This window comes from Pseudoalteromonas sp. RWi3 (genome assembly GCF_054960735.1).
This window is the reverse complement of the sequence record NZ_JBHNYL010000001.1, coordinates 605,866-619,108: the sequence shown is the minus strand read 5'-3', so window position 1 is coordinate 619,108 and position 13,243 is coordinate 605,866. Positions and strand designations below refer to the sequence as shown.

The 13,243-nt window shown below is 40.9% G+C and carries 12 protein-coding genes; all 12 read left to right on the top strand.

Going from position 1 to position 13,243, the window contains the following annotated elements; all coding sequences use genetic code 11:
* Positions 1–28: 28 nt before the first annotated feature.
* The 12 genes from ribF to ACFI4Z_RS02560 all read left to right on the top strand — a co-directional run bounded on the left by ribF (position 29) and on the right by ACFI4Z_RS02560 (position 13,242).
* Entirely contained in the window at positions 29–955 is a 927-nt protein-coding gene (gene ribF, locus ACFI4Z_RS02615) for a bifunctional riboflavin kinase/FAD synthetase (RefSeq protein WP_462669197.1), read from the top strand.
* Positions 956–980: 25 nt separating this feature from the next.
* Positions 981–3,809 (top strand): isoleucine--tRNA ligase, encoded by a 2,829-nt coding sequence (gene ileS, locus ACFI4Z_RS02610; RefSeq protein ID WP_462669196.1) that lies wholly within the window; start codon positions 981–983, stop codon positions 3,807–3,809.
* A 9-nt stretch (positions 3,810–3,818) separates the two neighbouring features.
* Positions 3,819–4,319: a signal peptidase II gene (lspA, locus tag ACFI4Z_RS02605; RefSeq protein WP_462669195.1), complete on the top strand. Its 501-nt coding sequence runs from the start codon at positions 3,819–3,821 to the stop codon at positions 4,317–4,319.
* Positions 4,316–4,774 (top strand): FKBP-type peptidyl-prolyl cis-trans isomerase, encoded by a 459-nt coding sequence (fkpB, locus tag ACFI4Z_RS02600; RefSeq protein WP_394192152.1) that lies wholly within the window; start codon positions 4,316–4,318, stop codon positions 4,772–4,774. Before lspA ends, fkpB begins: the two co-directional genes overlap by 4 nt.
* Entirely contained in the window at positions 4,774–5,703 is a 930-nt protein-coding gene (gene ispH / locus ACFI4Z_RS02595) for a 4-hydroxy-3-methylbut-2-enyl diphosphate reductase (protein WP_462669194.1), read from the top strand. Before fkpB ends, ispH begins: the two co-directional genes overlap by 1 nt.
* A gap of 29 nt (positions 5,704–5,732) precedes the next feature.
* Positions 5,733–6,764 carry a sensor histidine kinase gene (locus tag ACFI4Z_RS02590; RefSeq protein WP_462669193.1) on the top strand — a complete coding sequence of 344 codons (1,032 nt, stop codon included), beginning with the start codon at positions 5,733–5,735 and terminating at the stop codon, positions 6,762–6,764.
* Positions 6,761–7,483: a LytR/AlgR family response regulator transcription factor gene (locus ACFI4Z_RS02585; RefSeq protein WP_462669192.1), complete on the top strand. Its 723-nt coding sequence runs from the start codon at positions 6,761–6,763 to the stop codon at positions 7,481–7,483. Before ACFI4Z_RS02590 ends, ACFI4Z_RS02585 begins: the two co-directional genes overlap by 4 nt.
* Before the next feature lie 80 nt (positions 7,484–7,563).
* Positions 7,564–8,127 carry a type IV pilus modification protein PilV gene (gene pilV, locus ACFI4Z_RS02580; protein WP_099297882.1) on the top strand — a complete coding sequence of 188 codons (564 nt, stop codon included), beginning with the start codon at positions 7,564–7,566 and terminating at the stop codon, positions 8,125–8,127.
* Positions 8,128–9,126, top strand: a complete 999-nt coding sequence (locus ACFI4Z_RS02575) for a PilW family protein (protein WP_462669191.1) — start codon at positions 8,128–8,130, stop codon at positions 9,124–9,126.
* Positions 9,114–9,596 (top strand): pilus assembly protein PilX, encoded by a 483-nt coding sequence (locus ACFI4Z_RS02570; RefSeq protein ID WP_099297878.1) that lies wholly within the window; start codon positions 9,114–9,116, stop codon positions 9,594–9,596. Before ACFI4Z_RS02575 ends, ACFI4Z_RS02570 begins: the two co-directional genes overlap by 13 nt.
* Before the next feature lie 12 nt (positions 9,597–9,608).
* The gene (locus ACFI4Z_RS02565; protein ID WP_462669190.1) at positions 9,609–12,839 is read left to right on the top strand and encodes a pilus assembly protein; all 3,231 of its coding nucleotides are present in this window, start codon (positions 9,609–9,611) and stop codon (positions 12,837–12,839) included.
* Positions 12,820–13,242, top strand: a complete 423-nt coding sequence (locus ACFI4Z_RS02560) for a type IV pilin protein (protein ID WP_462669189.1) — start codon at positions 12,820–12,822, stop codon at positions 13,240–13,242. Before ACFI4Z_RS02565 ends, ACFI4Z_RS02560 begins: the two co-directional genes overlap by 20 nt.
* The last annotated feature ends 1 nt before the right edge of the window (position 13,243 follow it).

Below are 13,243 nucleotides of genomic sequence, written 5' to 3'. Positions count from 1 at the left end.
GGCGGGTTAGCAAAGGCAATTAGGTGGTATGGAGTTAATTAGAGGTATTCACAACATTCGTACGCAGCACAACGGCTGTGTATTGACCATTGGTAATTTTGATGGTGTTCATTTAGGTCATGCCGAAGTTTTAAAAGGCTTGCTGAAAGACGCTAAAAAGCATAATTTGCCAAGCACAGTGATGTTATTCGAACCCCAGCCGCAAGAATTTTTTGCAAAAAATAACGCACCTGCTCGACTTACACGCTTACGTGATAAACTGAAGCTGCTAGATAATCTGGGTATTGAACGCGTTATTTGTATTAGTTTTAATCAACAATTTGCGAATATGCAAGCAGAGCAGTTTGTTAGTGAAATTTTGATTAATAAGTTAGGTGTAAAAGCGTTAACTGTGGGTGACGACTTTAGGTTTGGTAAACAGCGCAGAGGTAACTTTAAGTTACTTACCCAAATGGGTGAAGCTGCACAAATGGATGTGAAAAGCACTGCGAGTTTTCGTCAATTAAATGCTAGAGTAAGCAGCACATTAATACGTGAAGCATTGGCTAACGGTGAACTTGGGCAAGCAAAGTTGATGCTTGGCCATAACTACGCTATTTCAGGGCGAGTTATTCATGGTTGGAAACGTGGTCGAGAGCTTGGCTTTAGAACAGCCAACATTGCTTTAAAACGCCAAGTGTGCCCAGTAAATGGGGTGTTTGCAGTGCAAATAACACTTGGAGAAAGAACATTGTATGGGGTTGCAAACATTGGTAACAAGCCCACATTTAATGGAACACGTGCATTATTAGAAGTACATTTATTTAATTTTGCGCAAGATATATACGGACAGTTTATGCATGTGGAGTTAATAAAAAAACTTCGCGATGAGCAAAAATTCGAGACATTAACACAATTGACGGCACAAATAGCAACTGACGTTGCTGCCGCTAAACAGTGTTTTGGTTTAAATTAGGTAGCCGATACGGAAAGTAGGATTAATGAGCGACTACAAACATACTTTGAATTTACCGGAAACGATGTTTCCAATGCGCGGCAATTTGGCACAACGTGAACCAAAAATGCTTAAAACATGGTATGAAGACGACCTATACGGTCAAATTCGCAACGCTAAAAAAGGTAAAAAAACTTTTATTTTGCATGACGGTCCTCCGTATGCGAACGGCGATATCCATTTAGGCCATTCAGTTAATAAAATCTTAAAAGACATTATTGTTAAGTCAAAAACATTGTCTGACTTTGATGCCCCTTATGTACCAGGTTGGGATTGTCATGGTCTTCCAATCGAATTAATGGTTGAGAAAAAAGTCGGTAAGCCAGGCGTTAAAGTAACCGCAGCTGAATTTCGTGAAAAATGTCGTGCTTATGCTAAAAAGCAAGTTGAAGGCCAAAAGGTTGACTTTAAACGCTTAGGTGTTTTTGCCGATTGGGATAAACCTTACTTAACAATGAATTTTGATTTTGAGGCTAACGCTATTCGTGTGCTTGGTCGTATTATCGAAAAAGGTCATTTACATAAAGGTGCAAAGCCGGTTCATTGGTGTACAGATTGTGGTTCAGCATTAGCTGAAGCAGAAGTAGAATACCAAGATAAACAATCACCAGCCATTGACGTACGGTTTGAATTTACCGATCAAGCTGCGGTTGTTAACGCATTTGATTTAAAAGCAGGTCATGAAGGCACTGGCACAGTAAGCACAGCTATTTGGACAACAACACCGTGGACGCTACCAGCTAACCGCGCAGTTGCCGTTCATGCTGATTTAGAATATGCCCTTGTTCAAGTTGACGATGAAGGCGCACAGCAGCGTTTGATCTTAGGCTCAGAGCTGGTAAAAGATGCCATGGACCGTTATGGCTTTAACCATTACCATGTTTTAGGTTATGTAAAAGGTGCTGCAATTGAGAATCTACAAGTTGCGCATCCATTTTATGACTTTGATGTGCCTGTTATTGTTGCTGAACACGTAACCACAGATTCTGGTACAGGTATTGTTCATACTGCACCAGGACATGGTCAAGAGGATTTCGTGGCTGGTTTACAGTATGGCCTAGAAGTTGCCAATCCAGTGGGTGCTAATGGCGTATACTTACCTGACACAGAGTTATTTGCAGGTCAGCATGTATTCAAAGCGAATGCGAGCGTAATTGATGTGCTGACCGAGCGAAATGCGCTAATGCATCATCATGCACTAACGCATAGTTACCCGCATTGCTGGCGTCATAAAACGCCAATTATTTTCCGTGCTACGCCACAATGGTTTGTTAGCATGGATCAAGCTAATTTGCGTCAAGACTCGTTATCTGAAATTAAAAACACACAGTGGTTACCTGAGTGGGGCGAAAGCCGCATTGCAAACATGGTAGAAGGGCGTCCTGATTGGTGTATTTCACGCCAACGTACTTGGGGTGTTCCTATCGCGTTATTTGTAGACAAAGACACTGGTGCATTACACCCGAACACGCAATCACTGATTGAAGAAGCGGCTAAGCTGGTAGAAAAATCAGGTATTCAAGCTTGGTATGACTTAGACCCTGCAACACTATTAGGTGAAGCTGATGCTCAGCAATACATGAAAGTGCAAGATACACTTGATGTATGGTTTGACTCAGGCGTGACACATGCTTGTGTTGTTGATGCGCGTGAAGAGTTAACTGGCCCAGCTGATTTATACCTAGAGGGATCGGATCAGCATCGAGGTTGGTTTATGTCATCAATGATGACCTCTGTTGCAATTAATGGTCATGCACCTTATCGCCAAGTACTTACGCACGGTTTCACCGTGGATGAGAATGGTCGTAAGATGTCAAAATCATTAGGCAATGTTATTTCTCCGCAAAATGTGATGAATAAACTAGGCGCTGATATTTTACGCTTGTGGGTTGCTTCAACGGATTACACTGCTGAAATGACCGTATCTGATGAAATTTTCAAACGTTCAGCAGATCGCTACCGTCGCATTCGTAACACCAGCCGTTACTTACTGGCTAACCTAAGTGGTTTTGATCCAAAAACAGATCAAGTTGCTATTGAAGATATGGTTGAGCTTGACCGTTGGATTGTTAGTCGTGCGGCACAGTTACAAGATGAAATTGTAACAGCTTATGATAGCTACCAAATGCTGCAAGTGACGCAAAAGCTGATGAACTTCTGTACAGGCGAACTTGGTTCGTTCTACTTAGACGTAATCAAAGACCGTCAATATACAGCTAAAAGTGACAGCCATGCTCGTCGCTCTTGTCAAACTGCGCTTTATCATATTGCTGAAGCGATGACGCGCTGGATGGCACCAATAATGAGCTTTACCGCTCAAGAAATTTGGGAAGCTTTACCAGGTGAGCGTGGTCAATATGTATTTACGTCGGTTTGGTATGATGGCTTAGAGGCTGTGAGTGAAGGTCAGTTTAGTAATGATGATTGGCTAACTATCCTAACTGTTCGTGATGAAGTAAACCGCGTTCTTGAAGGTGCACGTAAAGAAGAAATCATAGGTGCAACTTTACAAGCTGATGTAAGCATTTATACGACAGCAGAACTTTCACAAAAGCTAGCTGCTTTAGGTGATGAGTTACGCTTCGTATTATTAACATCAAAGGTAACGGTTACAGTAGTCGATGCACAACCTGATGAGACTCATGCAACTGAAATCGAAGGGCTATACATTAGCGTTGCGGCAACGAATGCACAAAAATGTGAACGTTGTTGGCATTACTGCGATGATGTAGGAAGTAACTCTGCTCATCCTGAAATCTGTGGTCGTTGTGTGAGCAACGTAGATGGCGAAGGCGAAACTCGTCAATTCGCATAGGAGTAGTAAGTGAGCAAGCTAGCCAAAAAAAGTGGTTTAGTGTGGCTTTGGTTGAGTCTGCTATTTTTAGTAGCAGACTTCGCCAGTAAAACACTGGTCGTGAATACTATGAATCTTCGTGATTCAATTGATATATTACCGTTTTTTAATCTAACTTATGTACATAACTACGGTGCGGCATTTAGTTTTTTGAGTGACGAAAGCGGTTGGCAACGCTGGTTTTTAAGTGCAATTGCAATCACGATTAGCGCACTATTAATCTGGTGGTTAAAACGCTTGCCTGCATCAAATAAAGTCTTGTGTAGTGCCTATTCTCTAGTATTAGCTGGAGCGATAGGTAATCTTTACGATCGTATGTACTACGGCTACGTTATCGACTTTTTACATTTCTATTATGAAAACTGGCACTTCCCTGCGTTTAATATTGCTGATAGCGCAATTTGTGTCGGTGCTGCGTTGTTATTATTTGATGCCTTTACCGGCGAAAGTCCAAAGGAGCATAAAGCATGAGCCAAACAGTTATTACTGAAAACTCAGAAGTTATTTTTCATTTTTCGATAAAGCTATCTGATGGCTCTGCGGCTGACTCTACTAAGGTTCATAATAAGCCAGCAAAGCTTGTCATGGGTGATGGTAGCTTAACAGCCAATTTTGAAAAGTGTTTGTTCGGTTTAGCACCTGGTGATAGTAAATCATTTGAATTGGAGCCAGAAGACGCGTTTGGTCAGCCAAACCCGGATAACATTTATTATGTTGACCGCAGCAAATTTGGCTCTGAGACTCCCGCGACTGTTGGTTCTATTATTGCGTTTACACAACCTGATGGTACAGAGTTACCTGGACTTGTTCGTGAAGTACAAGGCGAGTCAGTTACTATTGACTTTAATCATCCACTTGCAGGTCAGAAACTGACTTTTGAAGTGGAAATTATAGAAGTTGACAATACGGCTAAGGTAAATGATTAATGGATATTTTATTAGCTAACCCTCGCGGTTTTTGTGCCGGTGTTGACCGTGCTATTAGTATTGTAGAGCGCGCGTTAGATATTTTTGAAAAACCAATTTATGTGCGCCATGAAGTGGTACATAACCGTTATGTTGTTGATGGTTTAAAGCGACGCGGTGCGGTATTTGTTGAAGAGCTTGATCAAGTGCCCGATGACAGTATTGTTATTTTTAGTGCTCACGGTGTATCGCAAGCGGTTCGCAGCGAGGCGAAGCGCCGAGAATTAAAAGTATTTGACGCAACATGCCCACTAGTTACTAAAGTGCATATGGAAGTAACCCGTGCAAGTCGAAAAGGCACAGAATGTGTACTTATTGGTCATCATGGTCACCCAGAAGTTGAAGGCACAATGGGTCAATATAACAACAGTGAGGGCGGTATCTATCTTGTCGAAACTGTTGAGGATGTCGCTAACCTAACAGTTAAAAACCCCGATAATTTATTTTACTGTAGCCAAACAACACTCTCGGTTGATGACACTGCAGATGTTATTGACGCACTGCGTGTTAAGTACCCTGTCATTGATGGTCCACGAAAAGATGACATATGTTATGCCACACAAAATCGTCAAGATGCTGTGCGTGATTTAGCAGATAAAGTAGATGTGCTTTTAGTTGTGGGTGCCAAAAATAGCTCAAACTCTAATCGCTTACGTGAACTTGCTGATAAAATGGGCACAGTGGCTTATTTAATTGACGATGCAAGCAGTGTTGAAGATGCATGGTTTGACGGTACAAATAGCGTTGGTGTTACAGCTGGCGCATCAGCTCCTGAGGTGCTTGTACAACAAGTTATTAGTCGTTTAAAAGAACTCGGTGGCAAACAGGTAATAGAAAATCCAGGCGAAGAGGAAAATATCGTATTCGCTGTACCTGTGGAGTTACGTTAATTACGTAAATATGCAAAGGAGAAGGTCCAATGAGCAAGTCAATGCAACCCAATGCGTTGCTTTTTGGACCTCTTTTTACTGAAAGAGGTGTACTTGCTACGTTAGTGGTTGGCCAAGTTATTGCAACGATACTTGCCTTTGCCCCCACAGCATCACATGGTACATGGGTTCGTCTTGGAATTATCAGCCTTTTTATACAGCTTACCTTTCTACTTAGCCTGAGTGCGCTTTATCTAACACGTAACCTACTGAGTAGGCATTCTCAACTTGTACAAAGCATAAGCTTATTTTTGTCATTAATTATGACTACCATACTAATGAGTATATTAGCTATTACCATGATTGACGGTATCGTCGATATTGCAAAGCCATGGATATTTGTATCTCATAATTTGTTGATTGTATTTTTAGTTGCCTGTTTATTTGTTCAATTTCTGACAATATATTTTGAAAAACACAAGCAAACACAATCACTTGCAAGAGCCGAGCTAGATGCATTACAAGCCCGTATTCGTCCACATTTTTTATATAATAGCCTCAATACCGCTGCAGAGCTAACACAGTGTGATCCAGACGCAGCAGAGAATGCTATTTTAGCATTAGCTGCATTATCACAAGCAGCTCTCAAAGCAGGGGAGGGAGTAACACTACAAGATGAAATAGCCCTGACGAAGCAATATATTAGTCTTGAAAGTTGGCGTTTTGGTGAACGATTAAAAGTGAATTGGGAATTGCCAGGTTCACTTCCTGATATCAGTATTCCTTATTTAACGTTGCAGCCGATAATCGAAAATGCAATTTGTTACGGGGTAGAGCCATTTTCAAAAGGTTCGCAAATAAATGTTCTATCAAATGTGAGTAAGCAGTCCATCACGTTTATAGTTGAAAACCAGATACCAACAACAGAGAATGAGCGTACAGGAAATGGCATGGCACTTGATAATATTCGTCAGCGTTTAAACTTGTATTATAGAGGTAGAGCTACATTGAATATAAGTGCTCGCAATTCGACCTTTAGAGTTAAGCTGGTACTTCCGTTGTTCAGTGAGAGGAATGTATGAAGGCACTGATTGTAGATGACGAACCGTTAGCGAGAATAAGAGTTCAGCGCTTGCTAAGTAATATGAGTGAATATTCAGCTTTTGAACAAGCCTGTAATGGTCAAGAAGCGCTGGAGTTGGCCAACTCTTTTAGTCCTGACATTGTGTTTTTAGATATTGATATGCCCCAAATGAGTGGTTTAGAAGTGGCTGAAAAACTGAATGAGTTTACTCTTCCGCCAGCAGTTGTATTTATTACTGCACACCCTGAACATGCACTAGATGCTCTGCAATTATCAGCAGTTGGGTATTTAGTTAAGCCTGTTACTAAAGAGTCAGTTGAAAAACTAACTGCGCAGTTAGGCCGGTTAAATCGGGCGCATCTTCAAGCCCAAAGATCTAAATCAATCAGCTATCAAAGTGGCGGCACTATTAAAACAGTCCAAATTCAAGATGTATATTTTCTGTCTGCTGAGGATAAATATACCCGTATAGTATTTAGTGGAGGAGAGGCATTAATCGATCAAAGTTTAAAGCAAATAGAACAAGACTATCCCTCCTCCTTCTTGAGGACTCATCGTAAAGTACTGGCGAATAAAGAACGAATTTCGGCATTAAAAACACATAGCGATGGAACACATACAGTACAAATTAATGGTTGTGCACACGAATTGGTAGTGAGTAGGCGTGAATATAAAGTTGTTAAATCTTTTCTATCGAAAGTACCGTTTATCAGGTAATTTTACCGCTCATCTACCTACCACTTGTATTTCAAATAAGGTCAATTAATCTTACTGTAAGTAGTTTTTTTGGCGCTATTATGTCTAATTTATCACCTAAATCGATACGCGGTTTCACTTTAGTGGAAGTGTTAATTGCGTTTATAATTTTAAGCTTTGGACTATTGGGTGCAGTGGCATTGCAGGCAAAAGCAAAGCAAGCAAGCTTTGATGCTATGCAGCGCTCAGCAGCAATAGCACTTGGCAATGATATTATTCAGCGGATGCGTGCAAATGACGATGCAGGATTAACAGCGCGCTATAATGGTAACTTTACAAGTGATGATAAATTAAACAAACAGTTACGCTGCTATTCAAATGTGTGTACGGCCGCTGAAATTGCAGCACTTGATAAGCAACAATGGATTCGCGCAATTCAAGCTCGTGAGAACACAGGTGCGCTTGATGATGCAACAGTGTGTATTAACAACCAAGCTGATGCTGCAAGGGGCAGTAACGCATTCAACCTTGAAGTAATCATTAGTTGGCAAGGGCGTCAAGAATATACTGCTACTGGTGACACCGCAGCGATTAAATGTGGTGCCAACAATAAAAAGCGCAGAGTCGTTGTGCTAACAAGTTTTATGTATTTGAGGGCATCTTAAATGAAGCAAAAAGGGTTTACTCTAGTTGAGATGATGGTTGCTTTATTTGTAGGTGGCTTAGTATTAGGCGGCGTCATGTTTACTTACGTGAGTATGAAAGTAACCACCCGAGACACCATGACCATCGGTGAATTACAGGAAACTGGCCGCTTGGCTTTGAGTATAATGCAGCGCGATATAGAACAAATTGGTTTTTGGGGCACGTTTTATGAAGATTCATTTTCAGCAGACAATACAATTGTTGCAGGCAGTGCCAGTAACCCGGCCGGGGATTGCACTGAAGGGCTGAATAATAAAAGTTTCCCAGATAATAGTGTTAATTCTAATTTTCGACTTATTTATGCTATTGAATCAAGCGGTGGTGCCCAGCTAAATTGTATTTCAAACGCACAAGATAATACTGATGTTCTGCAGCTTAAGTTTTTAGAAGGGTTACAAATAGATACGGCAGATGCTGCACAGAATAACAACGGCAACTATTATTTTATTGCTCAGCAAGAGTGGGGAGAGTTTACTCGCGGCCCTGCTAATCCAGCCAACCCAAATTCAACCGTGTGGCGGTATCGCCATCACGTATATTACATTGATGAACAGACTTATAAGGTAAATAAGCAAGATCTAACAATCCCCGTATTGATGCGTAAAAGGCTAACCCCTAAAGGTGGCATGATCACCGAGACTATTATGGAAGGGATTGAAAATATGCGCTTTTTATTTGGTTTAGATACTAACTTTGACAGCCGAATCGATACATATCGTAGTGTTGAAAATATGACTGCATCAGACTGGGAAAATCGCCGTGGCATTTTAACTGTTCAGGTGTTTCTGTTAGTAAGATCACTCCAGCCAGATGCTGACCTTAATCAAGTGAATCAAACATACACCTTAGGTGAAGATGCAAATCAACGCGTTTTGAAGTTCAATGATCGTTTTCGTCGGGCTTTGTTTACCACCACGATACGCTTAAACAATGTAGGAGCTAGTCAATGGCGAATTTAACCTTAGCAAACAACCAACGCGGTGTTGTTTTAATTGCTGCGCTTATTATGGTCGTTGCTGTGACAGGCATTGCAGTTACGCTGATGAGCAGTGCAAGTGTTGATATAAAAATTACCAACGCCGCATTAGAGCGAGAAGAAGCTGAGAATATTTTAATGGGTAATGTACAAAAGGTAATTGCGACAGAGGCGCAAAAAGGTGGAACAAGTAAGTTATTATTTACACAAGCGCAAATTCCAGACGGTTCAATCCCACTCACACAAATTGACGACACAGCGAGTGAATTAAGTAACCTTAATAATGGCGCGCTTGATCTGCCTTGTCCGCGAGATTATGACTTCACAGCGGGCATTGCATGTAACATGATTCAAATAAATTCAACGATTACTTATGGTTCAAAGAGTAAGCACACCATAACGGTAACCACTGGAATAGCACAGCAAATGGCTAGCCTAAATACTGGCGGTTAAGTGAGATTAAAAATGAAGATAAAACAGTTAATTATTAAGTCGGTATATATTGTTTTTGCGTGCTTTAGTTTTTTTAGTGTAGCTGAAGATATCGAGTTATATGTAAATCATGAGGTTGAGCTCGATGAAAAACCACGGGTGTTACTTGTGTTTGATACATCGGGGAGTATGGCGTGGAGTGTGGTTGATGGCAAAAGCCAAACTTGCTATAGAAGAGTGAAAAAAAATAAGTTTGAACGTGGAGATTGTTTTAAAAGCTTAGATACTTACACTTGGAAGGAGCAGTGTTATATCGTTAGAAGTGGATACTATCGAGCTGAGTGTGATGATACTCGATTAGGTGTTGCGAAAAAAGCGATCACGCGGTTAATTAGTGATAACGATGATATTGAATTTGGTCTTATGCGCTTTAATGGCAGTGCTGGTGGTTATGTCTTAGCAAAGTTAGGGGCAACAAAATCTTTTCTACTTGATAAAGTAGATAATTTGCCTGCAAGCGGAAGTACACCGCTTACCGAGACTTTGTGGGAAGCCTACCTTTATATCACAGGTCAAGGCGTCTATTATGGTGGAAATACTACTGACAGGGATTATACAGCAGAGTCTTCTGGTATTTATAAGTCTCCATTTAAGCCAATTACTGGTGAGCCACTGCGCTGTGATAACAGTATTAACATTATTTTGATGACTGATGGCGACCCAACCAGCGATTCAAACAGAAATAGCGATATTAAGAATTTACACAATTATTATTTTACTGCCAACCCACCTGTAGTGAGTAACAGCTATTTAACTGCACTGTCTAAGGTGATCAATGGAACAAAAGACGTAGAGATTGACTTATATTCACCCACAACGAAAACGCGTGAATTCGGTCGAATTTACCCAATTGGTTTTGGTACCGGGATGAGTAACGCAGGTAAAAACTTATTATCTGAAGCAGCAAAGTATGGTGGTGGGCAATATTTGCACGCAGACACAGCAGAGCAATTATCAGAAGCACTTAAAAATACCATTACGCGTATTCGCGAAGTAAACGACACATTTACCTCACCTTCAATTGCCAGTAATAATGTTGACCAAACACGTAGTCGTGATTCTATTTACTACGCAATGTTTTACCCTGACAGTGGCGCTCGTTGGCGTGGTAATTTAAAAAAGCTTAAAGTTTCAGGCACTCAAATTATTGACTCTGAAAACCTGCAAGCTCTTAACTCGGAAGGTTTAATTGATAAAGGTGCACGCACATTTTGGTTACCTAGTACTGCTGCTGCAGATGGTAATTCAGTTGAAAATGGCGGGGTTAATTTGATGCTTTCAACTACCGCAAATAGTGGTCGCAATTTATACACAGATGCAGGAACCGCAGGGCTTATCGCATTTAATAAGAATGCAGTATCATCAGCTTATGGTGGTGATGCTAAAGCGGCTAAAGCATTTGGTGTTGATCAGGGTGAACTTAAAAACACGATTGATTGGGCCCGAGGCATAGATGTAGATAACGAAGATGGAGACGCTTCAAATAGCGATCAGCGGCAAGATATCTTTGGGGATCCTTTACATTCTAAACCTGTTACAGTTGACTATGGTAATGACGATGTAAGAATTCTTATTGGCACTAACGCTGGGTTTTTACATATGTTCAAAGACAGTGGTAACACAGTCAGTGAAAGTTGGGCGTTCATACCCAGTAGCCTGTATGGCATTATTGACCCCATTCGTAAAAATGCTGCCGATACTAAAAAATATGGTGTTGATGGCCCAATTACGATCTACTTTGATGACTCAAACCGTGATGGAATTGTAAACGGTAGCGATAAAGTATGGGCCTTTTTTGGCATGCGCCGTGGAGGTAGTAACTATTATGGTTTAAATATTACCGATCCAGATAACCCAAGCTTAATGTGGGGTGGGCCAATCCAGGGAGGGACAGGGAGCTTTACTGAGTTAGCGCAAACATGGTCTGCACCGACGGTTTCGTTCATAAAAGCATTTGGCGATGAACCAGTACTGATATTTGGAGCAGGTTACGACATAAATAAAGATACCGTTATACTTGGAGATGATAGCAAAGGTCGCGGTATTTATATCGTAAAAGCCTCTGATGGTAGTTTGTTATGGGAATTGACCCCTCAAAAAGGTTTTAAAGGCAAAAATAGCATTGCAGCGTCAGTAACACCATTGGATTCAGATTATGATGGTTATATTGATCGTATTTATGCAGCAGATACCAGCGGCAGTATTTGGCGAGTTGATATTCCGAGCAATAAAACAAGTGAGTGGAGTCATTTTGAGTTTGCGAAATTAAATGGCTCAACAAATGCGCTGGATAGACGCTTTTTTTACAAACCCATGATTGCTCGTACTATGTATAGCAAGGTGACGAATACAACCTATAATGGAAAAACCATTGTTACTCGAAAAGACACGCCATTTGACGCAGTTTTGGTAGGCAGTGGTAATCGCTCAAACCCAATTGGCACAATAACCAAAGATCAACTTTATATGATTAGAGATGTAAATACGCTAACTAAGTCATTTAAGGGTTTAGATGTCCCAGATACCATCACTGTTTCAGACTTAATGAATGTAAATGACGACCCTTTTGGTAACTCTTTGGACGATATCGACACGTTTGTTAAAAATGAAATAAAGTTAAGTAAGCAATCCGGTTGGTACTATGATTTGCCTGCCAGTGGTGAAAAGTCCCTCGCGGCTGCTACTGTTGTTGGAGGTGTTGCTTATTACACGAGCTACACGCCTGCTTCAGCCACAGAAACCATTAATCAATGTTCATTAACTGGCGGTTCGGGATCACTGTATGCATTTCATTTGCACTACGGCACTAAAGTGTATGATCAGTTGAGCTTCACAACAAGTAATGACGTGCCAGATACGCCCCAACTTTATTTTGGTAGTGCTGATAGTTGTGTAGATAGTAACTCCAATGGATATTGTGACGGCATGGGCGATGACGGAGAAGATGGAGGAAATGATGAGAATAAAAAGGTAGAAACAACAAGCCAATTTTTAATGATTGGGCCAGGTATAAAAGCGAATGACAGCTCTGATTTTAGTGCACAAAATCCATTTATTCCGAAAAAAATAAAAGGACCTGGCATTTCATTCGATGAAGATGGCAATATTGATTTGGTTGACAGTGCCGTTCCTATCGGTTTTGGTTTTAATACCCAGCAGACTTTCATATATAAGCGAGAAGTGAATGATAATAAAGACAAGTAAACAGCAAGGGTTCACGCTCATTGAGCTCATGATAGCGGTTGCGATTGTAGGCATTATTGCTTCTGTTGCCATACCGAGTTATTTTGAACATGTTAAGCGTACGGCACGCACAGAGGCTATAACGACCTTGCTTGATGCAGCAAATAGGCAAGAGCAATTCTTTGTTGATAACCGTGAATATACCAATGATTTAGATAATTTAGGTGTTGTATCGCCTACTGAGCACGGCTTTTATACTATTACTGTTGAAGTAGATAACGATGCAGGTACATTTAGCTTTGAGGCGACACCCGCTGACGGGCCACCTTTAAAAGATGATGAATGCAAAACCTTCGTTATTAATGACGCTGGCCTTAAAACAGCAACTCCCAGTGCAAATAGTGCTAAGTGTTGGGGAAATTAAG